The sequence below is a fragment of the Polyangium jinanense genome (assembly GCF_028435365.1).
The window spans coordinates 170,317-194,433 of sequence record NZ_JAGTJJ010000015.1; the positions used below are offsets into that span (position 1 = coordinate 170,317).

The following is a 24,117-nucleotide window of genomic DNA, read 5'->3' on the forward strand; positions in this document are numbered from 1 at the left end:
GCCATCGCGAGCGGCGCGCGGCTTCGGTATCCTCCCGTCCCCATGACGACCGCTCGCCTACGGGGCTTTTCTTCCACGCGCACACGCGCGGCGTTTGTCCTCGCGCTGCTCGGCGCGATCGGCGCCGTCGCCGCGCCGAGCTGCACCACCGAAACCACGCCGGGCACGACCTCCGGCGGCACGGACCCGACGCTCCGGCCGGGTGATTTCTGCTCGGCGCCGTCGCCCGACGTGGTCAAGCTGCGCTTCGAGCCGAGCCGGGTGTTCCTCGCGAAGTGCGCGGACGGCGCGACGTGCGCGTCGCGGTCGGTCCGCGTCGTCGCCGAGCCCGATTTCTGCACGAAGACCGCCATCCGCTTCGAGACCTCGAGCGCGGACATCACGCCCGCGCCGAAGGACGACACGCTCGACCTGTACAAGGCCGGCGTCGACGTCGCGGTCGTCGCTGGCAAGGCGGGCGGCAGTGCCACGGTGAAGGCCTTCCTCCCCCGCGGCGACGGCACCGAGGCTGAGGCCACGCTCGAAGTCGAGGTCCTCGACACGTCTGGCACCGCGGATCTCACCTGCGCGGCCGGCGACGGCGCGGCGGGCTCCGTCGAGGGCGGCACGACGATCACCGCGAAGGGCAGCCTTGCCGCGGCGAGCCTTGGCCTGCCCGAGCGCGCGAGCAACCCGAACAGCGGCAGCTACCTCTGGAGCGTCCCCAAGTTCGACGCGACGATCGCCTGCGGCGACACGAAGCCGCCCGCGGGCTACACGGCCCTCGGCCCCGCGGTCACGTTCGGCCCCGTCACCTCCAAGTTCCAGCGTGACGTGCCGATGACCATCCCCGTGAACCCCGCGCGTTTGCCCGACAAAGCGCGCCTCCGGCACCTCGCCGTCTCGTACTCCGGCCCGGCCTTCAAGGAGCCGCGCGTCGTCCCCGTCACGGATGCTCGCATCGTGAAGATGGGCGACGGATGGGCGCTCTCGTTCAAGGCGCCGCGGCTCGGCACCTACCAGGCCGTCGTGACGGAGGACGCGGGCACGAACGCCTTCCCGCGCAGGCTCACGCACCGCGCGATCCTCGGCGTTTCCATGGGCGGCGGCGGCACGGCCATGTTCGGCATGCGCCACCACAACCTCTTCGACGCCCTCGCCCCGCTCGGCGGCCCGGTCGACTGGACGTGGATGCTCGACGCGGTCAAACGCCACTACGTCGGCGGATTCCGGCCGATCCAGAAGGGCACGGTCCTCGGCGACATCAACCTCGAGCCCACGCTCTGCCAGACGAACGCCGAGTGCGCACAGGACGAGACGTGCATCGGCGTGATCGACGGATCGCCCGGCAAGTGCGCGTGGATGCTGCCGCCGCGCGACCCGTACGAGCACACGCAGGTCTTCAACCAGTGGTGGTTCGAGTACCCGCGGAACGGCACGGGCGGCAGCTTCAGCCGCGAGGCCTACGTGCAGATCTTCCGCGACCTCGCCGCGATGTTCGGCAACCCGAACGGCGAGAACCTCACGCCCGGCGCGGAGAACCTGCCCGCGGGCGTTCGTCCGAACGACGCGAGCCAGACCGGTGGTCGGCCGACGGACGAGTGTGCGATGTGGGTCGATCCGCTCGACGGGCCGGACAAGGACAAGCAGGAAGAGCTCGCGCAGAACTGCCCGACGGAGCGCTGCGCGAACACGCTCACGCTCACGAACTACTTCGACGACGAGTTCAACCCCGACGGCACCTTCCCGGTGATCACGGTCTGCGACGGCTCGCCGCAGAAAGAGGAGCGCACGCCGTATTCGAACTGGTGGACCCCCGAGGGCAACAGCTACCCGCTCGAGCTCGCGCTCGCGGTCGACTACAACGGCAACGGCAAGCGCGACGAGCTCGAGCCGATCATCCGCGCCGGCCACGAGCCCTGGGACGACGTCGGCAAGGACGGGATCCCGAGCACCCAGGAGCCCGGCTACATGGCCGGCGTGAACGAGGATCCGGCCGGCGACGACTACGACGCGCAGTACAACCCGGGCGGCACCGAGCGCAACATGCGCTTCGACGACGGCGAGCCCTTCCAGGACGTGGGCCTCGACGGCGTGCCCAGCACGAAGCAGCAGCCGCCGGGCGGCTGGCAAAAGGAAGGCGACGGCTACGACGTCGGCGAGGGCGACGGGAAGTTCACGGTCGCGAGCGGGCTCGATCGCTTCTGGGAGCGCGACGCGCACTCGATCGTGCATCGCATCACGCGCGACGCGCCGCCCGGCGGCGAGCTCGACGACGCGGCCTTGCGTCGCATCGACGTGTGGACCGACGGCGGCACGCGTGACCTCTTCAACTTCGCGGTCAGCGCGCAGCACCTCGCGGGCGCGTTCGGCGCGCGCAGGCGCAACGTCACGTACTTCTCGGACTTCACGCAGCACCCCGAGCTCACGCCGGGCAACCTGAACAGCTACGCACCCTCGCGCGTGCCCTACGAGGATCTGCCGGGCATCGTGCTCCAGCGGTACGGCAAGCTCGATCCGACGGCCGAGGACGTCGAGAGCGGCAGCGGCCAGCACGTGGGCACGGCGAACGAGCTCGTCGCCCGCTTGCAGAGCGCGCTCTACTTCATCGGCGCGCGCTGGCCCGATCCGGAGCTGCGCACGCTCGTCCTCGAGAGCAACGACGACGCGGATCCGGAGGCCGAGCCGTGCGAGGTCCAGGGCGCCTGTTCGTTCGAGTTCAAATCGACGCTCGGCCGCGTCGGCCCGGTCAGCGTGGCGCTGCCGCCCGGGTATGCGCACAAGGATCAGAAGGATCGGCGCTACCCGGTCGTCTACGCGCTGCACGGCTACGGCCAGGAGCCGAAGGATCTCGTCGCGGCGGCGACCTTGATCAAGACGTTCATGAACGCGCCGACGAACAGCATGGAGAGCCGCTTGCCGAAGATGATCCTCGTCTTCGTCGACGGCCGCTGCCGCGTCGGTCCGGACGGCAAGGCCGAGTGCATCCGCGGCACGTTCTTCGGCGAGAGCCCGCTCCAGAGCGGCGCGAAGCTCGAGTCGTGGTGGCTCGAGCTCATGAACCACATCGACTCGAACTACCGCACGATGGGCGAGTCCGAGTCGATGTGGACCGAGTGAATTGACATCCGGCGCTCCGCATCCCAAATGCGGAGCGCTTGTCCCCCGACGATCCCCGCCTCCAGCCGCTCTCGTTCACGCCGATCGGGATCCTGCGCACGCCCTTCCCCGATCGTGTGAGCACGCCACGCCAGCCGCACGCCTCGGAGGGCGCGGAGGGCCGCATCGAGCTCGCCGCCGGCCGCGGGCTCGAGCACGCCGTGAGCGACCTCGAAGGCTGGGAGTACCTCTGGGTCATCTTCTGCTTCCATCTGAACAAAGGTTGGAGGCCCAAGGTTTTGCCCCCGCGGAGCGCTGGCCAGCGCCGCGGCGTGCTCGCCACACGATCGCCGCACCGGCCGAACCCCATCGGCCTCTCGCTCGTGCGGCTCGTCTCCGTCGAGGGCCTCGTGATCCACGTGCGCGACGTGGACATGATCGACGAGAGCCCCGTGCTCGACATCAAGCCGTACATCCCCTACGCGGAGGCGCGCCCCGGCGCGCGCACGGGCTGGCTCGAACCGCTCGCCGGGGAGAACGAGAGCACGGGCGAGGCACCGGCGGATCCCGAGCCGGGTTTTTCCGTCACGTGGAGTCCGCACGCCGCGGAGCAGGCCGCGTATCTGAAGGACGAACACGGCATTGATCTCGTCGCGCCTGTCACGCACACGCTCCGCCTCGGTCCGCAGCCGCACCCGTACCGCCGCATCCGCGCCTTGCCGGATGGAACTTTGCAACTCGCGCACAAGGACTTCCGCATCCGGTTCCGGGTCGAGCGCCGTGACGTCACGGTCCTCTCGATCGGGACTGGCTACCGCGAGCGGGATCTCGCGCTCTCCGACGATCCTGCGGTCGCCATCCATCGCGCCTTCAACGCCCGCTTTCCCCCAGGCGGGGAACCAGCGGCGTGCTAACGCATCGTCCGATGCGGCCCTACCTTTGTCTCCTCCTGCTTCCCGTCGTCGCCTGTGCGAGCGAACCTCCCCCGAAGCCTGTGTACAGCACGGCGGAGACGATGCCGCATGACGAGCTCGTCGCGAGGCATACCGCGCATGGCGGCGGCCATCATGGGCATGGCGGTCCGCTCGTGCATCGCTTCGAGAAGGCCGAGGACTGGGCCAAGGAGTTCGATGATCCGGCGCGCGACGCGTGGCAGAAGCCGGCCGAGGTCGTCGCCGCGATGCGCATCACGCCGGGCCTCGTCGTCGCGGACATCGGCGCGGGCACGGGGTACTTCGAGCCGCACCTCTCGCGTGCTGTCGGGCCGAGCGGCAAGGTGCTCGCCCTCGACGTCGAGGCCGACATGGTGCGTTACCTGCGCGAGCGCGTGGTGAAAGAGAAGCTCGACAACGTCGAGGCGCGTCAGGTCGGGCTTTCGGATCCGGGGCTTGGACAGGGCACGGTCGATCGCGTGCTCATCGTCGACACGTGGCACCACATCGACGGGCGGAAGGACTACGCCGCGAAGATCAAAGACGGCCTCAAGCCGGGCGGACTACTCGTCATCGTCGACTTCACGATGGAGGCCACGAAGGGCCCGCCGAAGGAGCACCGCATCACGCCGGCGGCGATGCTCGCCGAGCTCGAGGCCGCGGGCCTGAAGGGCGAGGTCATCCAGGAGACCCTGCCCGACCAGTACATCGTGATCGCGAAAAAGCCCTGAATCGCCTCTGCATCGACCGCATCGCGGTCGATGCACCCGAGGTCCAGGGCTGTGCCCTGGTCCGGGTCCAGGGGCGGACAGCCCCTGGTCGGGCCCGGGGTGAAACCCCGGCGCTACGCTCCCCTCAGCGCCGACTGCAGGCGAAGTTCCACCGCCGCCCCGTCGATCGCTCCGTCGCTGCGAGCGGCACTGTCCCGACCGGCGGCGCTTTGTCCGCGGGCGGCGCCTTCGTCTCCTTGTCTGGCACGAATGTCCCGTCGAGACGCGCCGCGATGCCCTCCACGCACACCGATCCCGGATCGACACGCAGCCGCATCTCGAGCGAGTCGAGCGAAGCTCGCCCGCCCGGGATTTCCACCGCGGGTGACGCGTCGAGCGACGTGTCCATGATCCAGCCGTCCTGACCTTCTGCGCAGCGCGGCGGCAGCATGCCGCCGAGATCCCGCTTGCCGAGCGCGATTGGCTCGCCCACTGCGCCTGTCTCTGGATCGAGCGGGTGCACGTACATCCCGCCGAAGCGATCTCCCGGATCCGGGATGCTCGTGACGAGGAGCCCGAGGCCCGTCCCCAGCGCGCGACGCACGAGCCGCGGCGGCTCCGGCAGCGCGTACCGCGAGGGGCTCGGCCGGTAGAACGACGTCACGAGACGCATGACGCCGAGATCCACGCGATGCAGCGTCACCGTGTCGTAGGACGTGCCCTGCACGAGGAGGAACCAGCTCTCGCCGAGCCGCACCGCGCCCTGCGGCAGCGGCCTCGCGAACCCCGTCGTGCGCCCCGCCGCGTCCCGCAACAGCAGCACCGGTTGCCCCTCGCTCGCCGCGAGCAGCGAGCAGCTCGTGCCTCGACAGACGTGCGCGAGCGCGTGCCGGCCGGTCGGATCGAGGAATGATCCCCACGACGCGAGCGGGTACGAGCCGACGCCCATGCCCTCGGCCGTCGACGTCTCGTCGGGCCACGGCGGCGCGCTCGTCGCCGTGGATCGAACACCGCCCGCGGGATCGAAGCGATCGTCGAACCGCACCAGGAAATGCCCCGTGCGCGACCAGTCCGAGCCCTTCTTGCCCCACGCGTACGCGCGCAGGCTCACGAGATCGTAAGGCGCGCCGTTGTCGATCCCGAGCTCGTCCTTCTCCAGTGCCGGCGCGGGCAGGTTGCGGAACGTGCTCCAGGGCGTCTTCTGCGGCTGCGGCGGCATGCGCCCGAAGCCGCCGAAGCCGCCCATGCCGAACGTACCCGGCGGCGGAGACGCGGCTGCAACTTCCTTCTTCGCGGGTTTGTCCGGGAGCGGCTCGGTGACGGGTTTGCCCGCGGGCGCGCACGAGACGCGCACCGTCGGCGTCGTCTTCACCGGCACGTAGAGCGACGGCGGCGCCTCGGCCGAGCCGAGATCCCCGGAGATCGCGGGTTTGCCCCAGCCCACGCGGATCCAGCCCGCGAGCACACATCCCACGGGCCCGCAGGCGCGCGTCGGCGCGTCGCCCGGCTCCACGTCGTGCTCGGGCAGGTCGAAGACCTTCCACGTCATGCCCCCGTCGATCGACTCCGCTGCGCGCCCGCCGTCGCCCGGCGACAGTGCGAACCGACCCGAGATCACCACGCCGTTCTCGTTGTCGCGCGCCTCGCCCGCGGTCACCGTGCCGTCGAGTTTTACGCGCACGCCAATGACGGGCCCGCCTGCCTCGACCCAGCCGCCGAGCACACCGGGCTCGCGCTCCTCGAACCCTTCGAGCCACATCCCGCGCCGGAGCTCGCGCGCCACGCTGCGTGGCTTCTGCGGCAACACGAGCGGCACGTTCGTCATCTCCGCGCCCTTCAGGATCGTGAGCTGCCCCGTGCTGCCTGCGCGCGGCGGCACCAGGATCGCGACCCGCTCGTCCGAGAGCGCCACGACCCGCTCGACCCCGAGATCCCCCTTCACCCGCACCTCGCGCGTCGCCCCGCTCGCCGCGCGCACGCAGTACACGCGCGTGCCCGCGTCGCTCGCCGCGCTTACAGCCTTCGCGCCCGGCGCGCGCGCCTCGTCCGCGCTGTCCCCGCACGTCCCGCGCACCACGAGCGCGCCTGCGCCGTTCGCCGAAACGAACCGCGGGCCCTTGAACGAAAGCACCTTCTGCATCGCGAGCGGCGGAACGAACGCGTACACGTTCGTCGGCCCTTCGCGCTCGCCGCAGACGAACCCGTACGAGGCGCCGAGGCGCACCGCGTGGCAGTTCGCCTCGCGCTCGGGGAACGCCGTGAGGTTCAGATCGACGATCGTGCCCTTGTCGAGCGACACGCGCGCGAGCGCCCCGGCCCGCGCGACGACGGCCGTGCGCGGCGTGTCGGGAAAACCGTCTTCCACGGCCGCGCGCAGCACCTTCTTCCCGAACGGACCTTTTGGCGCGGCCGGCGTGGTCACATCGCCTTCGTCGTCCGTCGCGATCTGGTTTGCGCGGTAGGTCAGGTTGCCGCGCGCATCGAGCACGTACTTCCCGCCTACCACGAACATCGTCGGCTCGCCGCCCACGACCGAGATCGCCGCGGGACGTTCGGGGAGATGCAGCGGCCTCCATGTCGCGCCCGCGTCGAAGGTGGCGAGCACGCCGCGCAGATCGGCGTCGACGACCCCCGTAAACCCGTCGGCAAACGCGAGCCCGCCATACGCCGCGGCCGGCGGAAGCGGCGCGAGCGAGCGCACCTCGCCGGACTCGGGATCGACCGCGACGAGCTTTCCGTTCGAGGTGAGCCGCAGATAGAGCCTGTCGAACCCCGGCACGACGTCGCTCGTGGTCGACGAGAACTGCACGAGCGGCCGCAGCTTTCCGAGCCAGGACGACGCCCGCCAGAGCTGCGTGCCGCCGCCCGAGGTCGCGTGGAAGACGAAGCCGCCGCCGAGCCGACTCGGCAGCGCCACGGAGTTCACGTGACCGAGCGGCAAGAGCTCGTTCGCCCGCTCCGTCGTTCCGTCCTCGTACACGATGAGCCGCATGCGATCGACGAGCACGCGCCGCGCGCCCGCGTCGTACGTGACGAACCCGCGATCGCCGCGCACGTCGGGCAAGAGCCGCGACGGCGAGACCATCGGGACGAGCTTTTCCGGGACGGCCGCCGTGTTCGTGGTGGGTGCAGGAGCCCCCTGCGCTGCGCGTCCCGAGGCGCCCGATTTGCAGCCTGTCGCGGTGAGCGACGTGAGCGGCGCGAGCGCGAGGAGCGCGAGGAGGCACGTCGAAACGCGGGAGGGGCCTCGCATCACGCAAGCATGCTAGCAGGCTGTCGAGAAACTTGCTGCGCGCCCTGGATCGTCGGTCGTCGTCCTCGGAATACTCTCGTATTCCTGCGTCCTCCTCCCTAGCTCCAGGGCGCTCGCGGCGTTTCTCGACAGCCTGCTAGCGCGCGGCCCGCCGAGGCGCAGCGTTCTTGCGCGGACCGCGCGCCGGGCGCTATAGCGGGCACATGTCGTGCGTCGTTGCTGTCGTGGGCGCCACGGGCGTCGTGGGGCGGGAGATGTTGCGGACCCTGGAGCTTCGGCGCTTTCCGGCGACCGAAGTGCGCGCCCTCGCCTCGGCGCGCTCCGCGGGTAGCCGCGTCCCCTTCCGCGGCGGCGAGCTCGAAGTGAAGCTCGCGTGCGCGGAAGCCTTCGACGGCGTGGACATCGCGCTCTTCAGCGCCGGCGCCGCCGCCGCGCGCGAGCTCGCGCCGCTCGCGGCCGCGCGCGGCGCGGTGGTCATCGACAACTCGAGCGCGTGGCGCGGCGATCCGGACTGCCCCCTCGTCGTGCCCGAGGTGAACATGGACGCCGCGAAGAACCGCCCGAAGGGCATCATCGCGAACCCGAACTGCAGCACGATCCAGATGGTCGTCGCGCTCGGGCCGCTCCACGCCGCGGCGCGGCTCAAGCACGTCGTGGTCTCGACGTATCAGGCCGCGAGCGGCAAGGGCCACGCGGCGATGGACGAGCTCATCTCGCAGACGCGCGAGCTCGCGGCCGGCGGCGAGCCAGTCGGAAACGTCTTTCCGGGCGCGCTCGCGGGCAACCTCCTCATGGACTGGAAGGCGGGGAGCCTGCCCGACTGGTCGGAGGAGGAGCTCAAGATGGTGAACGAGACGCGCAAGATCCTGGGCGATCCGGAGATCGGCGTGACGCCGACGACGGTGCGCGTCCCGGTCGTCACGGGCCACAGCGAGGCCGTGCACGCGCAGTTCCACCGCCCGATGACGGCGGCCGAGGCGCGCGAGCTGCTCCGCCGTGCCCCGGGCGTCCGCCTCTTCGACGAGCCCTACGCGCCCGGCAAGCACCCGCAGCCGCGCGAGGCGGCCGGCACGGACGACGTCTTCGTCGGCCGCGTGCGCGACGACCTCGCGGTGCCGGGGGCGCTGAACTTGTGGATCGTCGCGGACAATCTGCGGAAGGGCGCGGCGCTGAACGCGGTGCAGATCGCGGAGCGGCTCGTCGGCTGAGGCTGGCCGGCGGGGCAGGCTCCCGTGGTAGGGTCTCGCGCCGGAACGCCGATCCGGAGGGCAAGACATGCCGGTCCCGCAAATCCACCGCATCCGCATCGAGAAGTTCCGACGGATCCAGGAGCCCCTGGAGCTCGACCTCACCTCCCCCAAGGGGGCGCCGTCGCGGAACATCGTCCTCGCCGGACCGAATGGTTGCGGAAAGACGAGCGTGCTCGAGGCGGTGCTCCTCGGCCTCGGCCAGGAGCACCTGATCGTCCGGGACCTGGAGAAAGCTCGACGCGAGCAGCACTGGCGCACGGTGCTCCCCGAGGGCGCGCGGATCGAAATTGACGTCTCCTTCGACGATGGCCCCGTGAAAACATGGGTCCGCGCGGCGAATGCACTTTCGCAACGTGACGCCGCCGGGCAGGTGATGCAGCTGCTATTCGCCCGGGGTGCACACCTCGCGGTCGAGTACTTCTCTTCCTGGCGCACGCCGGATCTCGTCGGACCGATCAAGCCCCTCGTCGGCCCCGGTGCGCGTCCCGCGGACACGGAGACCAACCGCCTGTGGCGCCTCAAGCAGAGAATCAATGACGAGCGCGCGCGGGGTGGGTTCGCTGCCGCGTCGCCTGGCACGAGCAAGGCGGACGCCTGGCTGAAGCGTATCAACGAAGCCTGGGCACGCTTCCACGGCAACGACGGGACCAGCATCGACGCGCAAATCGTGGATCCCGACGCCGAGGAGCTGTTCGCCGATCTCTACGTGATTCGCGACGGTCAGCGCATCTGCTCCATCGACGAGGTGAGCTCCGGCGAGATCGAGCTCCTCTCCTTCGCTGGCTGGATCATCCTCAACGACTTCCGCGGTGGCCTGCTCATCATCGACGAGCCGGAGCTCCACCTCCACCCGCAATGGCAGGCCACGATCCTCCCCGCGCTGCGTGATCTCGCGCCCGAAGCCCAGTTCATCGTCGCCTCGCACTCCGATGCCGTGTGGGAGCAGGCCTATAGCTTCGAGCGCTTTCTCCTCGTCCCCGAGGGAGATCCGCGCTCCGCGGCGGCGACCGAGAGCGATGCATGACGATCGTCCCTTCGCATCTGTCGGGGCTCTACAAGAACAAGCTCGTCTACCTCTGGGTCGAAGACGAAGAGACGCGGACCTACCTGGATACCGCCTGGGCCGACGCGGAGATCGGCATCTACATCGCCGGGGGCTGCGAGAACCTCGGGGCCGTCGTGCAGGCGGCGCGGAAGGACAAGCTCCACCACGTCTTCGGGTATCGGGATCGGGACTTCGGCGCGTCGAACCGGACGCGCTGGAACGACCCGGGCGTCGAGGTGTTCGTGGGCGAGGCGTTCGAGGTGGAGAACCTGCTCCTCGATGCCCGCGCGATGGCCGACTGCGAGGTCAACACCTCCCCGAAGGACGCCGCCACGATCGAGAAAGAGATGCAGGCGCTCGCGGCGCAGCTCGACTGGTGGATGGCCTGCCGGGCGACGATCGTGGAGCTACGCGACGTCGTCGCGAAGGACTTCATCGAGCACCCAGGTCGCTCGAAGGTGCGCTCGAAGCAGGAGGCGCTCGACACGATCACGACGAGCGCGTGGTGGACGCGCGCGCCGAAGGCCCTCACGGCCGCAGCGACGAGCACCCACCTGGAAGCACGCCTGCTGAGCCATCAGAAGACGTACGTCGCGACGCTCGCCAGCAGCGCGTGGAAGACCCACGTCTCCGGGAAAGAGGTCCTCGCCGAGATGCTCACCCGCATCTGGACGAAAAAAAGGCCGGCAGATCCCCAGGGACGGTTGGATTTTGTGAAGGCCATCGCACAGGCCCAACGCAACGCTCGAACGGTGCCCCAGGAAGTCGTCGATCTCCGCCTCGCCCTCCGCGCTCGCCTCGGCCGGTGAAGCCGCCACGGAACCAGCCGCGCAACAAACCGACGAGCGAAGAGCTCCCACGGACGTGCCCCTCGTTCCCACACGATGGGGGGAGCCTCCGACACGCCCGAGTAAAGAAAGCTACATCACACGCCTCTCTTCCCACGGAAGTGCGGTTCGCTTCCACGGAAGTGCGTTTTGCTCCCACGGAAAAGCGTTTCGCTCGCCGAGCGTGTGCCGTTGCCTCATGCAGGCCCGCGCGACCTTCCCACGCGATTGCTTTTTTCTCCCACGTAGCCCGAAGAGCGACGTGCAGGCTTTCCGGGGCTTCGGGACCATCCCCTGCGCCCTGAAGAGCGGTCCACGCGCTGAGGAGGGCATTCCAACGTGCGCCCCCTTCCCTTCCCTTGACACGACGCCCCGTCCGGACCTCCGATCGTCCGAAAGGCACGCCCATGGCCAAGGACAAGAAGAAGCGAGGCGCCTCGCTCGACCCCGAAGACGTCATCGCCGGCCGGGTGCGCCCCGAGGCGCGGGAGCTCGTCGCCCTGATCCGCGACGTCAACCCCACCGGCCTCGGCCTCGATCGGCGTGAGACGGCGCGACGGTACGCCCTGAAGAGCCGCCTCCAGAGCGTGCTCGTCACGCACTTTCGCGATGGCATCGAGATCCGACCCGAGCCCGGCGAGCCCGGCGTCGTCCTCCTGCACCATCGTCCCTCGGGCCTCGACGCCTGCCACGCCGTCGTCGCGGAGCTCGACGACGATGCGCGCTCCTTCGTCCAGCGCGTGATCGATACGGCCGCCTCCCCCGCGATCCCGGCCCCCGAAGCGCCGCGAAAGCCCACGCCACGGCCGCACGAAGGCAGCCGCGCGGGCGAGGCCGTCCCGGATCTGCTCCGCGCGGCCGAAGATGCGCTCGCGGAGTACGACTACGAGCTCGCGCGGACCCACCTCGAAGAAGCGCTCGCCCGGAGCGGCGGTGACGTGGACGCCGCGCGCGCGCTCCTCGCGCTCCTCGTAGGCACGCTCGGCGCGGACAAGGAGGCGCTCGACATCGAGGAGACGCTCCCCGCGGAGACGCTCGCCGATGTCCACGTGCGTCTCCTCCTCGCGCTCGCCGCCGCGAGGCGCGAAGACCGCGCCCGCGCCCTTCACCTGCTTCCGGCCACGAGCGCAAAGGCCCCACCGGCGCGCATCGCCGAGATCTTCGTGGCGTTGGCGAAAAGCGCGCTCGCGACGGAAAACCTCGCCGTGGCCGCGGACGATCTCGCGCGGGCGCGAGCCATGGACGCCACACACCCAGAGCTCGCCGGCCTCGCCGCCACGCTCGCGAAGGCACGGGCCGCGACGCGAGGTCCCGCGGAAGCGGAAGCTTCACGGCTCTTCGCGGAGGGTGATCTCCCCGGCGCGGAAGAACGAGCCCGCGAGATCCTCGCGGCTCACCCGGAGAGCGACGTCGCCCGGAGGATTCTCCGTGGTGTCGAGGAGCAAAAGAAGCGGGACGAGGCGCGGCGAAAGCTCGACGACGCACACGAGGCGCTCGAGCGCGGCGAGACCGTGCAAGCCGTCGCGCTGCTCGAAGCGGCCAAAGGCCTCGGGCTGCCAGAGCACGAGGCGGCGCCCGCGGAACGACGGATCGCCGCGAAGCTCGCCGAGGCCCGCGCGCGGGAAGACGAAGCGCGCGTCGCGGCGATCGCCGAGCTGATCGCCGCAAGCGCGCTCGCCGAGGGGCTCGCCGCGTACGCCGCGCTGCCCGCCGCGGGGCGCATCCGGGTGAAGGAGCACGCGAGCGCGAAGGTCCTCGCGTGGATGGATGCCGTCGCGCCGCCCGGCGAAGGCGCGAAGGTAAAGCCAGCCGTGGCCGCGATCGTCGCGCTCCACCGCGCCGCGGAGCTCGCCGAGCGAGCCCCGGAGACGGCGATGGAGCTCGTCGACGCACACGGAAGAGTGCTGCAAGGGTTCGGTCCCGCGGAGGACGTACGAAAGCGCGCGCAGGCCGCGATCGCGGAGGAACGTCGGCGCGTCGCGACCGGGCGGGTCGAGGCCGCGCGGCGGGTGATGGAGGCAGGCGATGCGGCGCACGCGAGCAAGCTGCTCGGCGAGGTGCAACGCAAGGATCTGCCGGAGGAGGAGGTCGCGGCGTTCGATCGGTTTCACGCGGAGGTGCAGAGGATCGTCGAGCGTCACACGCTCGCGGCGTCGATCGAGCAGCTCCGGCGCGAGGGGGATGCCCTGCGCGCGCTCGCCGTGTGCGAGGAGCTCGCGGCGCGTGTGGAGGGCGAGGAAGCAGCGCGGATCGCAGCCCTGCGCGGGGAGATCCGCGCGGAGGTGCGGCGCGCGTTTTCCGTGCAGGTCGAGGTGTTCGAGGGAGAGGGCGTCACGGCGGGGCCTCTGGCGATCTTCCACGACGCGCGGGTATTCCCGCGGTGGAAGTGGGAAACGATGCTCGTGCGGACGCGCAACGAGCGCGAGGAGGCCGTGCTCATCGTCCCCTCGACGAGGGGCCCGTGGGTCTTCGTCCGCGTGATCGATGTCGCGACAGGCGCGCTCCGGACGCGCGTACTCCTGCGGACGCCGAGGTCCCTCGAGCTCTTGACATTCGCGCTCCGAGGCCATCGCTTGATCCTCGCCGGACGGTGCGGAGGCGTGCTCGAGATCGACACGGACGACTGGACCGTGCTCGCATGGTGGCCGAACATCCTCCGCAACGACGGCGCCGTCGTGCCGACGATCGAAGAGGGCATTTTCGAGGACACGCTGCCGGAGCTGCGCATCGAAGAGGGCACCGTCAGCCCGGATGGGCGGTACCTCTGGCTCCGGACACGCAGCTCGCGCGACATGTCGAACGTGATCCGCGTGTTCGACCTCCAGGATTCGCGGCTCGTCCGCGAGATCCGCGAGCACCGCTTCCCGCGCGTCAACATCCACAGCGTCGAGGGACTCTCGGCGCCGCGCGTCGTCGTCGTGGAAGCCGACAACGAGAAGGACACCGGGCGAACGACGTTCTACTCGCCCCGCGGCGCGCCATCCGGTGCGCCGATCCCCACCGCACTCCTATCCCTCACGGTGGTCCCTTGCCCCGACGGCGAGAGCGTCGTCGGCGTCGCCTGCGCCGAGTACGGGCCGAAGGACCCCCAAGGCGCGCTGTGGGGGTTCGTCCAGGGGGGCGCGGGAGGGGTGGGGCCCTTCCAGCTCTTCGATGGCGTGACGGGCATCTACGAAGGAACCGGGGTCGGGAGCGCCTCGGCAGGGATGTGGTTCGTGCTGTTCGACATGCAAGGGGATGGCCCCTTGCTCTTCGGCCTCCGCCACGGACAGGCAGGCCCTTCCATCGTGTACCGCGTCCGCGTGCCGCGGTCCTCGATCCTCCTCGCGACGCCTGGCAACCACCACGCGGCGCTCCTCGTGGTGCACGAGGGACGCCCGACGATCGTGCCGCTCGACGCCGAGCCCCCCAAGGTTCCCGAGGGCCACACCACCGGGGCGTTCTTCTTCCCGAGCCTGCCCGTGAGGTCTCTGTACGCGAGGCGCTTGCTCTGCCACCAGCCGACAGGAAGGCACCTCGCGGCGGCGATCGCAGAGGAGCGCGCTCTGCGGAAGGAGGGAAAGGAAGGGTTGAAGCGCCGCCTCGCGTGGGCAAAGAGCAAGGCCGGTCCCGACGAGCTTCTGGCGTTCGAGGGAGGGCTCTACGCGATCGGCGAGCACGCGACCGCAGGACACGTCGACGAGCTCGTATGCGCGAAGTTCCCCCATCACCCGCGGGTCCGCCTGTCGTTCGCGCGCTCGCTCGCCTGTGTGGCCGAGTGGCGAAATGCGCTCGAGCAGCTCGACGGCATCGATCCTTCGCAGCTCTCCGAGGAGGCAGACGTGAAGCACTTCCATCACTTGCGTGGGATCACGCTCCTGATGCTCGGCGAACCGGAGGCAGCACTCGTCGAGCTCGATCGCTCGGCCACGTACAAGGAAGGCACGTGCGAACCCGAGCAGCTCATTCCGCTCTGCGTGCCGCTCTCGGAGGAGAGGCCATGGGCGCCCAAGCAAGTCTTGGTGCGGGACTACGTGCGCACCCTCGCCGCCGCAGACGAGGCACTCGCGCGAGGAGACGCGCGAGCCGCGCAGCGCGTCCTCGACGTCCCACTCGTGTGGGAGGCGAACGAGGTCCAGGGCTTCGCTCGGCTCGCGGAGACGTACCTATGTGAGGCGGAGGAGCACGCGCTCGTGGATCGATTCCGCAAGGCCTTCGCGCTCCAATCCTTCTGCGATCTCTTCGACACGCGGAACACCGTCACGCGTCGCGAGATCCCGCTGCCGCGCGCGACGTGGGATGCCGAGCGCCTGTCCGCGCTCGCCGCGAAGGCGCGCGCGTGGGTGGAGGAAGCGCTGTCGCTCCCGGCCTGAGAGGGTGGATGCGCGGGGCGTTGCCCCGCACCCCAGCAGGGGGCTGTCCGCCCCCTGCACCCCGGACCAGGCACGGCCTGGACCGAGGGTGGAAGAACTGCGCTCCGCGCAGTTCTTCCAACGGGCCCGTTGGACCGCGTTGCCAGTCGAGAGGGCAGTGCGGCTGTCTTGGTTGGCAGGGCCTCGGCCTGTTCGATGAACTGCGCATCGCGCAGTTCATCGACCCTGGGTCCAGCGCTTGCGCTGGTCCGGGTCCAGGGGCGGATAGCCCCGGTGGGGCCTGGGGCAACGCCCCAGCGCAGCGGCTTCAGGGCCTGAGTATCACCAGGGGAACCACTCCCCTGGGATCGTCTGCCACGCTGTCGGCCTCCGCGGATCTCCCTCTGGCACCACGAGCGAGCCGACGAACTCGGCGTGCTCGTACACGCTCCCGATCGACTGCGCGATGGCGTCGAGGTCCGACTCGTTCACGACGCCGTTGCTCGTCGCCTTGTAGAACTGCACCGTCACTCGGATCGGGAACTTGGGATCGCGCACGAGCCGCAGGTTCCGCCCCTCGTTGTAGGGCCCGAGGTTCGGGCCGTGGCCGAGCACCGCTTGCTCCACGTCGCTCTCTTCGCTGGGCAGGAGATCGGCCGTCTTCGACGGCTTGGTCGTGGCCGTGGCCATGGGCATCGGCGCCCCGCCGCTTTTCGGCTCTATGGCCGGCATGGTCGGCACCGAACCGCCGAGTACCCCGCGCTGCGCGTGCACGAGCGGCACCTGCACCAGGAAGAGCACGTCTGCTCCCTTTGCGAGGGCGCTCTTCTCGGCCTCCGTCTTCGGCCCGCCTTGCGCTTCGATGCGCGCCTTCACGTCGCTCCGGCGCTCGGCCGTGAATGAGGCGCGCTGACCCTTGTTGTTGAAGTAGAGCTCCTGCCCGCCCCCGCGCATGCCCATGTCCTCGCGGCGATTCTCGATCACGCTGATGCTTGTCCCCTCGCGCGTCACCAAAAGCGTGAGCACGGCGGGTGATTTCGGGGCCGATTGGTAATTGAAAATGACCGGGTTGAACTCGGCCTTGCCCGTCTTCGGGATCGGCAGGAACACGGCCTGCGCGCTCACCAGGAAATGGGTGTCCCGTGGCGCGAGCAGGTTGCCATTGCCGAGGATCGAGCTCGGCACGCTGGCGAACGCGCGAATGTCCTTCAGCACGTCCTTGAGCGGCACCGATTCGATGGATTGGCTGCCCGCCTTCTGATTGCCGACGCGCACGAAAAACCGATCGGCCGGGATGTCGCCCGTGCGGTCCGTGAAATTCGGAAATCGGATCACCGGCATCAGCGCCGTCTTGAAATAACTCCCGCTCTCGTCGTGGAAGCGCACCTGCAGCGTCAGGTCCGAGATGTTCGGCCCGACCGAAGACCCCTGGGCGCGGCCCGTGTCCTCCCACATCACGTTCATGACCGACAAACCGCGCCGTTGCGCCCCCGCCATGACGTTGCGGTCGCGGATCATCGACTCGACCCTCGCGACGACGCTCGGGTAATCCACAGCCTTTGCCGGCTCCGGCCCCACGATCCCCCATTCGGTCGGCCCTGTCGCCACCTCGGGCGCCGTGCCGGTCGTGACGGGCGTTGCCGCGGGCTTCGCCGTGGGCTCGGTCTTCCCTTGCGAGGGGAGCGGCTCGGCGGCCTGATCACTGCTTTGCACGACCGCGGGCCCACCCCCGCACCCGATCGCGAGCCCGACACCCGCGGCGAAGAACGCCGCAAAACCCACCATGCTCCGCTTCATTCGCTCCACCTCAGTCTCGACAACGTTCGGGCCGGATTCGACCTTACACCTCTTCGCCGCCCGCGCTCTTCGACGTTCGTACCCCACAAAAGACTTCGGCCGCGGATCGCTCCGCGGCCGACGTCATCGAATGGGTGCCTCGGTCACACCTTGTTCACGAGCGCGGTGATGGCGTCTCCCTTGTAGAATTCCGTCACCTTCTTCATGTCGCCGTTCGCGATCGCGTAGAGGATCGCGGCGCTCGCGGCGTGCACGGACTTCGTCCCGTTGTAATCGGTGCTCAGGCCCGTCGTCGGGTCGATGCCGAATGCCGTGTTGTTGGTCTTCGGATGACCGTGCCAACCGGCCGGGAGGTACCCATTGCCCATCACGTAGATCCAGTTCGCGCCGCCCGGGGTCGAGTCTGGCCACGCGTTTCGCGTGAGCGGATCGTGCGGGTGATCGCCGTGGACCGTGGTGATGACGGTCTTGTCCAGGTTCTTCGCGGTGCAGGCCGGATCCGGCGAATTCGCGAGGTCCTGGTAGAACCGGTCGAGGAACATGCCGTAATACTTGATGACGTTCCGCGCGCCGGGGAGCTGCGCGAAGGTCTCGTGCGGATCGGTGAAGATGCCGCCGCCCGTCTCGGCAATGACGCCGATGATGACCTGGTTCGTCAAACCGAGCGTGAACGCCTTCTTCGTGATGATGAGGGCCTTGGCCAGGTTGAGGAGCCTGTCCTTGCCGTTCTGACCACCGAAGAACATGCTCGCATCCATGCCCTGGACCGCGGTGGCCCCGTAAAACGCGAGGTCCTCGGTCGACGGCATGAGCTGCGCGGCGAGGTTTCGGCCAATCAGGTTCGAGGCCTTCTTGGCGATGTCGAGCTCGCGGGCCCAGGTCGGGCGCCCCGCGGCCTCGCGCAGGCCGAGGATCGCCTTGTAATAGGTCTCGAACATCGACTTGTCCTCCTGCGCGAGCAGGATCGCCTTCGACGCGGCGCTGTTGAACAGATCGACCATCGAGTCCGCGCTCGGAACGACCGAGAGCGTGGGCGCGCCCGGGGCGGAGCCAATCGAGGCGGGCGCGACGCCAATCGAGGGCAGGATCGAGGTCGTCGTGCGTTGCAATGCGCCAATCGCGGCAAAAAGCGTGACGCTGTTCCCGACGACGCCGTCGCCGCTGTTGTTCGTGTTGCCCGGGAGCGCGCCGTCGATCGTGATCTGGCGGAGCGGCTTGCGGTGGTGCACGGCCGTGTCGGCGACGAGGTACGCGGTCATCGGGCGGATAACGGTCTGCGTCGCCTGATCGACGAACGGCGAATCCGGGCCGTAATACATCGGCCGGTCGGCGGCGCCCGACTTGAAATACGACGAATCGTCGACGTAGTTCGTCATGAAGCCCTGGCCGACCGCGTCGTACGCGAAGGCCGGGTTCATGGACGCGGCAACGTCGGGAAGCGGCCAGATGAGCTGCCAGAGGCAGAAATTGCCGCCGCCGGAGACGATACCGACGTGGCGGTTCGTCTCGCCGCACGCCTCGGCGGCGAGCGCGGTGCCGCCCTCGTCGGCGATGAAATTGAGAAGCCGCGAGCGCTCGAGCGCGAAGCCCGCGCCCGCCGCAGCCATCAGCCGGAGAAAGTTCCGGCGCTGGGGGCCGCGCAAATCCTTGAGTTTGTAGTTTGCCATGGCCCGTTCTCCTACTCGCAGGTATGCGCCGCGCTCAGGAACGCAGCGACGGTGAGCGCGCGCTTGTTCGCGAGATCCTTGGGATCCGCCTTGTTCGCCTGCTCGATCATCAGGTTGCAGAGGTCCATGTCGTCCTCGGTCGCCGGCCGGCCCATGATGCAGCTCAGCGAGTTGTAGACGCACCTGCCCGTGGCAGCGTCGAACATGGGATTGCCCGCGCCGTTGATCTTGCACTCCTCGGCGTTCTCGATGTTCTGGATGATCTCGGGCGCGGCCTGGATGAAGATGTCGAGCACCTTCGCGGCCGCCGAGATCGTATAGAAATACGACTCGCCCATGCGCGCGTCGAAGTTCGCCACGCCGAGCGAATCCTTCGTCGCCGCCGATTTGAAGAGCTGGCCCGCCGTCGGAGGCTGGCCCGCCGCGGCCACCTTGTTGAGATCCACGCCGCGCGTCGTGAGCAGATCGCCGAGCGCCGCATACGTGAGCTTGCTGCAGGAATGCAGCCGCGTGCGGATCTCCGGCGGTCCTTCGGCCGCGCGCTTCTTCAGGATCTCGAACGGATCGTCCTGGCCCGCCTGCGTCGGGTCCATCGGGTGGTGGAAGTTGTTGCTGCCATTCTCGCTCGTCTCGGGATCGCCGTTCGATTGCGCGCCCGCGCCGGCCGTGCCGCCGCCCGCGCCGCCCGCGCCGCCCGTGCCGCCATTGCCGCCCACGCCGGGGCCCGACGTCGTCGGCTCGCAGTCCTCGCCCATCGGATCCGAGCTGCCGAGGCACGCCGCGAATCCGAAGCCGATCGTGAAGAACAGGCCGGGCAGCGCCCAGCCGAGGAAGCTCCGCGCCATGATCAATACCTCACGAAGTCGTCGTGGACGAACGCGGCGCGGATGATCTCGCGCAGGTTGTAGTTTGTCTTGAATTGCGTGACGAGCGGGGCGATGACCGAATCGGGCACGTCCGCCAGATCGTAGACCGCGTCGCCCTTCGACAGGGCGTAGTTCCAGACGCGGACCACCGCGCAACGGGCAACCTCGTCGTCGGCCGCCATGCGCTGGCCGAACTCGAGGAGGTTCGCCGCGGGCTCGCCGAACTTGAAGGCCGTCGTCTCGCCGGGGGGCAGGTAATCGCTCTGCTTGACCTTCGGATTGCCGTCGATGGGCACCGTGGCCGAGAACTCGAGGATGCCGTCCATTCCGGCGACGGGCTCGACGTATTTGCCGGCGTCGTCGTAGGCCGCGAAAAGCGGGGCGCGATGGTTCATCGAACCGTGGCAGTTCGCGCAGATCGTCGACGAGTAATCCAGGAAGTCGACACGACCGCCGTTCGCCGCGCCGCCGATCGATTCGAACGGCCAGGGCGACGTATAGAAACCGCCGCCCTTCGGCTCCGGCGTGGCCCGGTATTCGGCCGGCATCTTGCGACAGGAGAACGTCTCCTGGATGAAGCGCACGCGCCGGAACGCGAGCGCGCTCGCGTACTGGGCCATGAGGCCCGCGTCCGTGAGCACGCCGGCCGCGGGCGCGGCGGCGGGGCCGTTCGCGCAATCGACGGGCGTGAACGTGCCGGCGGCCGGGTCGAACGTGGGGCAGGTGCCGCTCGTGGCCGTGAAGAGCTGGCGATAATCGCTGCCCTCGACGGTCACCTTCGCCGCGAAGAGCGGCGCGTTGTTGCGGTTCGGCGCCTCGTTCGCCGCCATTGCGCCCGAGCGGAACGTGTTCTTCCAGTAATCGATCATCACGGCGGCGAACCGCGGCGACGCCATGTACTGGTCGACGAACGTCTCGTAGACCTGCTTCGGATCCGCCGCGCTCCGGATGCCCTCGATTTCGTCGTTCTTCGGCAGCTTGCCGACGAGCTTCAGGCTCGCGGTGCGCAGCGCCTCGCTGTACGAGACGATGCGTTCGTCGAGCACGGTCTTCACCTCGCCGCCGCCCGTCGTCCCGCCGCTCGTCGTCGTCGGATCGCCGCCCGATCCGCCATTGCCGACGGTGGTCGACGCCGTGGATCCGCCCTCGCCGCCCAGAGAGGGCGGGCAGGGCTTGCCCCCATTGGCAGGCGGCCCGCCGAGGAGCTTGTTGGGATCGTCCGGGTTACACGCAGAAAGGACCAAAGAAAGTCCCATCAGCGCGGTCCCGGTCCACGCTCTCTTGCCCCATTTCATTGTCATTGCTGCTCCGCCATGATCCAAGGCTCCACCTTGGTCTTGAAAGCGTTGTATGCGTTCAGATCACCGTCGAATTTGTACATGTGCACGATCGGCTGCACCGGATCCGTCACCTGCAGGATCTGGCTCGCCGCCGGATCACCCGGCTTGATGCGCGCCCGCACCTCCTGGCATGCCGCCGAGGGCATCATCACATTGAGCTCCGACAGATCCATCGTGCCTTTCGCCTGCGGGTTTGCCCCGCCGTGGCATTTCATCATGCACGTCTGCATGGCCGGCACGACGTTCTGCTGGAAGTTCACGAGATCGTTACACCCCGTCCCCGGGCCCGCATTGCCGCCGTAAACCTCGATGAGCTCGAACGCGATCCCGAGATAGGCCCCCTTCTGCCAGTTCGTCAGGACGACCTCGCCGGTGCCGAGCGTGTTGTCTCCGCCGAGCGTGAACGTCTGGTCGAGGTTCGAGAAGCTGTCGACCGGATCCGGATCACCCGGTTGTCCGGGCACGTACACCGTGAAGACCGGGTGCACGATGTGGAGCGGTTTGTCCACCACGGGGTGCACCGTGATGTTCGTCAGCCGGAGCATCGTGGGCGCGTCGCTCGTGCCGCCGATCGCCTCCGCGAAGAACGCGATCGACATGTACTGGAAATCCTCGCCGAGCGCGTCGAGGTAGACCGTGTTCAGCGCGCCGCCGGGCAAAGGCCGGAACGGACGCACGCTCGGCCCGATATCGCCGTTGCCATCCGGCAGGCCGTCGGCCTCCGCCGTGAGCCACTCGAGGACGCCGGGCTTGACGTTCTCCGGAATCTTCGGCGCCTCGCCGCCGCCGTGGTTCGGCGACTCCGGGTGCGTGAGCAGAATGCTCTGCTCGGGCGCCTTGGTCACGATGCCCGGCCAGAACGTTATCGTCTGGTACCGCTCCTCGGGCGTCTCCCCCGCGAGGAACGGCGCCGGCGCCGAGCCGCCCTTCTTGTGGCAGATATTGCAATTCGCCACGAGGTCGGGCTCGATTTTCAGGAAAAGCTCGTACGGCGTCGGCCCCGCAGGCTCGCCCCCACCGGCCCCGCCCGCGCCCCCGCTCGCGCCGGTCCCCTCCGAGGAGCCCTCCGAGTTATTGCTCGAACAGGCGCTCATCCCCGCGATCGTGACCACAACGCCGAGCGACAGAAGCAGCCCCAGAATGGAGCGGCCCCGGGATCCGGTTTCACGAGAAGTTTTCACTGCCATAAAGGATCGAGGGTGATCCAGGTGGATCGATGCATGTCCACCCGGGGAGGCCCGGGAACCCGAGGGCGCGCGCCTTGTCCGGCATCGATCCGCGCGGTCCTCGTTTCGATTCGCCTCGTCTCGAGGATCGAGGACGAGGAGAGATCAGATCCGGATTATGCGCCCCTATTCCCGCCATGGGAAGGAGTTCTTGAAGCTCGACGACATCCTTGGTACCGAAAAGGGATGTCTCCCCGCCGCGCGTCGCTCGCCCTCGCGAGCGCGCTCCTCGCCGCGCTCGCCGCGTCGTCGGTCACGAGCTGCGTGCTCATCGCCGAGATTGATTACGATCTCATCCCCAAAGACACGGACGCCCCGGACGCAGGCGCGCCCGACAGCAGCGGCGACGCGGGCTGCACCTCGGACACGAGCTGCGACGACAAGAACCCCTGCACCGCAGACACGTGCACAGCGGGCGCGTGCGCGTCGACGCCCCTCGCGATAGGCACGTCGTGCGGCACCCCGGAGCCCTGCGTCGAAAGCTTCACCTGCGACGCGGCAGGCGCGTGCGTGCCCCAGCCGGTCGCCACGGACGACGGCGATCCGTGCACGACCGATTCCTGCGATCCGCAGACGGGGATGATCTCGCACGCAGCAGTCGGTGGTGCCTGCCTCTCGTGGGTCCCGCTGCCCGCGGAGAACGCGCCTTCGCCGCGCTTCAACCACACCGCGATCTGGACCGGCACGCACATGATCATCTGGGGCGGCGAGCGCGGCGGCTCGGATCCGCTGCTCGGCGACGGCGCGATCTACGATCCGATGGCGAAGACGTGGAAAGCCATGAGCACCGTCGACGCCCCCTCCCCGCGCTTCGGGCACACGGCCGTCTGGACGGGCCAGGTCATGATCGTGTGGGGCGGGTATTCGACGAACGGGCTGGTCGGCGCGGGCGCGAGCTACAACCCGAAGACCGATACCTGGACGCCGCTGCCGACGGCGAACGAGCCGACAGCGCGCATCCGGCACTCGGCCGTCGCGGCGGGCCTGTACATGATCGTCTGGGGAGGGACCGCGGGGACCGACCAGGCGCTGCTCTCCGGCGGCCGTTACTACATCCCAACGAAGACCTGGACCCCGACGAGCACGGTGGGCGCCCCGAGCCCACGCACGCAGCACTCCGCGACATGGACCGGCGAGCACATGATCGTGTGGGGCGGGATGGACTTCTTCGATTGGCTCGGCGACGGCGCGATGTACTCGCCGCTCGACGACCAGTGGACAGCAAAGACCTCGAACACGAACGCGGCGTCATTCCGCGAGTCCCACACGGCGGTGTGGACGGGCTCGGAAATCTTCATCTGGGGCGGCTGGAACGGCGGGCCCTACCTCGATACCGGCGGGATCTTCAACCCCAAGGACGGCGCGCAAGGCACGTGGGCGCCCATGAGCACGACAGGCGCGCCAAGCGCGCGGCGGTCGCACGTCGCGGTCTGGACCGGGTCGTCCATGGTCGTCTGGGGAGGCTGCGGCGATCTCGTCTGCACGGGGAGCCTCGGCGACGGCGGGAGGTACACGCCCGGGATGAACGGCGGGACGTGGGAGCCGATCCCCGAGGTGCCCACGCTGAGCTCACGCCGCGACGCGACGGCCGTATGGACAGGTTCGCGGATCCTCGTGTGGGGCGGCCGCGACGCCAATGGCGCGCTCGGCACCGGGGCCGAAGCGCAGCCCTGACAGATGCGCGGAGCGGAGCGGGGCGTTGCCCCGCACCCCAGCAGGGGGCTGTCCGCCCCCTGCACCCCGGACCAGGCACGGCCTGGACCGAGGGCCGAGAAACCGCGCAACGCGCGGTTTC

14 protein-coding genes are annotated in these 24,117 nt (G+C 69.2%); 8 read left to right on the plus strand and 6 right to left on the minus strand.

Annotated features, from left to right (window positions below; genetic code table 11):
- Positions 1–42 precede the first annotated feature (42 nt).
- The 3 genes from KEG57_RS24745 to KEG57_RS24755 are packed head-to-tail and all read left to right on the plus strand — an operon-like array spanning position 43 to position 4,741.
- Positions 43–3,099, plus strand: coding sequence for an alpha/beta hydrolase (locus tag KEG57_RS24745; protein ID WP_272423296.1), 3,057 nt, complete (start codon positions 43–45; stop codon positions 3,097–3,099).
- 38 nt (positions 3,100–3,137) lie between these two features.
- On the plus strand, positions 3,138–3,992 hold the full coding sequence (tsaA, locus tag KEG57_RS24750; protein ID WP_272423295.1) for a tRNA (N6-threonylcarbamoyladenosine(37)-N6)-methyltransferase TrmO: 855 nt from the start codon (positions 3,138–3,140) through the stop codon (positions 3,990–3,992).
- An 11-nt stretch (positions 3,993–4,003) separates the two neighbouring features.
- Positions 4,004–4,741 (plus strand): class I SAM-dependent methyltransferase, encoded by a 738-nt coding sequence (locus KEG57_RS24755; RefSeq protein ID WP_272423294.1) that lies wholly within the window; start codon positions 4,004–4,006, stop codon positions 4,739–4,741.
- A gap of 124 nt (positions 4,742–4,865) precedes the next feature.
- Here KEG57_RS24755 and KEG57_RS24760 read toward each other — a convergent pair whose 3' ends face one another.
- On the minus strand, positions 4,866–7,973 hold the full coding sequence (locus KEG57_RS24760; protein WP_272423293.1) for a hypothetical protein: 3,108 nt from the start codon (positions 7,971–7,973) through the stop codon (positions 4,866–4,868).
- A 203-nt stretch (positions 7,974–8,176) separates the two neighbouring features.
- Here KEG57_RS24760 and KEG57_RS24765 point away from each other — a divergent pair, with 203 nt between their 5' ends.
- The 4 genes from KEG57_RS24765 (at position 8,177) to KEG57_RS24780 (ending at position 15,447) form a co-directional block, all read left to right on the plus strand.
- Positions 8,177–9,181, plus strand: a complete 1,005-nt coding sequence (locus KEG57_RS24765; RefSeq protein ID WP_272423292.1) for an aspartate-semialdehyde dehydrogenase — start codon at positions 8,177–8,179, stop codon at positions 9,179–9,181.
- 67 nt (positions 9,182–9,248) lie between these two features.
- Entirely contained in the window at positions 9,249–10,247 is a 999-nt protein-coding gene (locus KEG57_RS24770) for an AAA family ATPase (RefSeq protein WP_272423291.1), read from the plus strand.
- Positions 10,244–11,077, plus strand: a complete 834-nt coding sequence (locus tag KEG57_RS24775) for a hypothetical protein (RefSeq protein WP_272423290.1) — start codon at positions 10,244–10,246, stop codon at positions 11,075–11,077. The genes KEG57_RS24770 and KEG57_RS24775 overlap by 4 nt, the downstream gene beginning before the upstream one ends.
- Before the next feature lie 425 nt (positions 11,078–11,502).
- Positions 11,503–15,447 carry a hypothetical protein gene (locus KEG57_RS24780; protein WP_272423289.1) on the plus strand — a complete coding sequence of 1,315 codons (3,945 nt, stop codon included), beginning with the start codon at positions 11,503–11,505 and terminating at the stop codon, positions 15,445–15,447.
- A 321-nt stretch (positions 15,448–15,768) separates the two neighbouring features.
- On the opposite strand, the gene KEG57_RS24785 is transcribed toward KEG57_RS24780, so the two are convergent.
- The 5 genes from KEG57_RS24785 to KEG57_RS24805 form a co-directional block, all read right to left on the minus strand.
- Complete coding sequence (locus KEG57_RS24785; protein WP_272423288.1) at positions 15,769–17,223, minus strand: hypothetical protein; 1,455 nt, start codon at positions 17,221–17,223, stop codon at positions 15,769–15,771.
- A gap of 143 nt (positions 17,224–17,366) precedes the next feature.
- Positions 17,367–18,890: a hypothetical protein gene (locus KEG57_RS24790; RefSeq protein WP_272423287.1), complete on the minus strand. Its 1,524-nt coding sequence runs from the start codon at positions 18,888–18,890 to the stop codon at positions 17,367–17,369.
- Positions 18,891–18,901: 11 nt separating this feature from the next.
- Entirely contained in the window at positions 18,902–19,735 is an 834-nt protein-coding gene (locus KEG57_RS24795) for a hypothetical protein (RefSeq protein ID WP_272423286.1), read from the minus strand.
- A gap of 2 nt (positions 19,736–19,737) precedes the next feature.
- On the minus strand, positions 19,738–21,012 hold the full coding sequence (locus KEG57_RS24800; RefSeq protein WP_272423285.1) for a hypothetical protein: 1,275 nt from the start codon (positions 21,010–21,012) through the stop codon (positions 19,738–19,740).
- A gap of 41 nt (positions 21,013–21,053) precedes the next feature.
- Positions 21,054–22,190, minus strand: a complete 1,137-nt coding sequence (locus KEG57_RS24805) for a hypothetical protein (RefSeq protein ID WP_272458834.1) — start codon at positions 22,188–22,190, stop codon at positions 21,054–21,056.
- A 318-nt stretch (positions 22,191–22,508) separates the two neighbouring features.
- Between KEG57_RS24805 and KEG57_RS24810 the strand changes: the two genes are divergently transcribed.
- Positions 22,509–23,996, plus strand: a complete 1,488-nt coding sequence (locus tag KEG57_RS24810; RefSeq protein WP_272423283.1) for a Kelch repeat-containing protein — start codon at positions 22,509–22,511, stop codon at positions 23,994–23,996.
- Positions 23,997–24,117 lie beyond the last annotated feature (121 nt).

Bases quoted from the DNA above. Each gene is read 5' to 3' on its own strand.
- KEG57_RS24790 (WP_272423287.1), bottom strand. From the start codon at position 18,890: ATGGCAAACTACAAACTCAAGGATTTGCGCGGCCCCCAGCGCCGGAAC.
- KEG57_RS24795 (WP_272423286.1), bottom strand. From the start codon at position 19,735: ATGGCGCGGAGCTTCCTCGGCTGGGCGCTGCCCGGCCTGTTCTTCACG.
- KEG57_RS24755 (WP_272423294.1), top strand. From the start codon at position 4,004: ATGCGGCCCTACCTTTGTCTCCTCCTGCTTCCCGTCGTCGCCTGTGCG.
- KEG57_RS24810 (WP_272423283.1), top strand. From the start codon at position 22,509: ATGTCTCCCCGCCGCGCGTCGCTCGCCCTCGCGAGCGCGCTCCTCGCC.
- KEG57_RS24745 (WP_272423296.1), top strand. From the start codon at position 43: ATGACGACCGCTCGCCTACGGGGCTTTTCTTCCACGCGCACACGCGCG.
- KEG57_RS24785 (WP_272423288.1), bottom strand. From the start codon at position 17,223: ATGAAGCGGAGCATGGTGGGTTTTGCGGCGTTCTTCGCCGCGGGTGTC.
- KEG57_RS24770 (WP_272423291.1), top strand. From the start codon at position 9,249: ATGCCGGTCCCGCAAATCCACCGCATCCGCATCGAGAAGTTCCGACGG.
- KEG57_RS24765 (WP_272423292.1), top strand. From the start codon at position 8,177: ATGTCGTGCGTCGTTGCTGTCGTGGGCGCCACGGGCGTCGTGGGGCGG.
- KEG57_RS24805 (WP_272458834.1), bottom strand. From the start codon at position 22,190: ATGAGCGCCTGTTCGAGCAATAACTCGGAGGGCTCCTCGGAGGGGACC.
- KEG57_RS24760 (WP_272423293.1), bottom strand. From the start codon at position 7,973: ATGCGAGGCCCCTCCCGCGTTTCGACGTGCCTCCTCGCGCTCCTCGCG.
- KEG57_RS24775 (WP_272423290.1), top strand. From the start codon at position 10,244: ATGACGATCGTCCCTTCGCATCTGTCGGGGCTCTACAAGAACAAGCTC.
- KEG57_RS24780 (WP_272423289.1), top strand. From the start codon at position 11,503: ATGGCCAAGGACAAGAAGAAGCGAGGCGCCTCGCTCGACCCCGAAGAC.
- KEG57_RS24800 (WP_272423285.1), bottom strand. From the start codon at position 21,012: ATGGGACTTTCTTTGGTCCTTTCTGCGTGTAACCCGGACGATCCCAAC.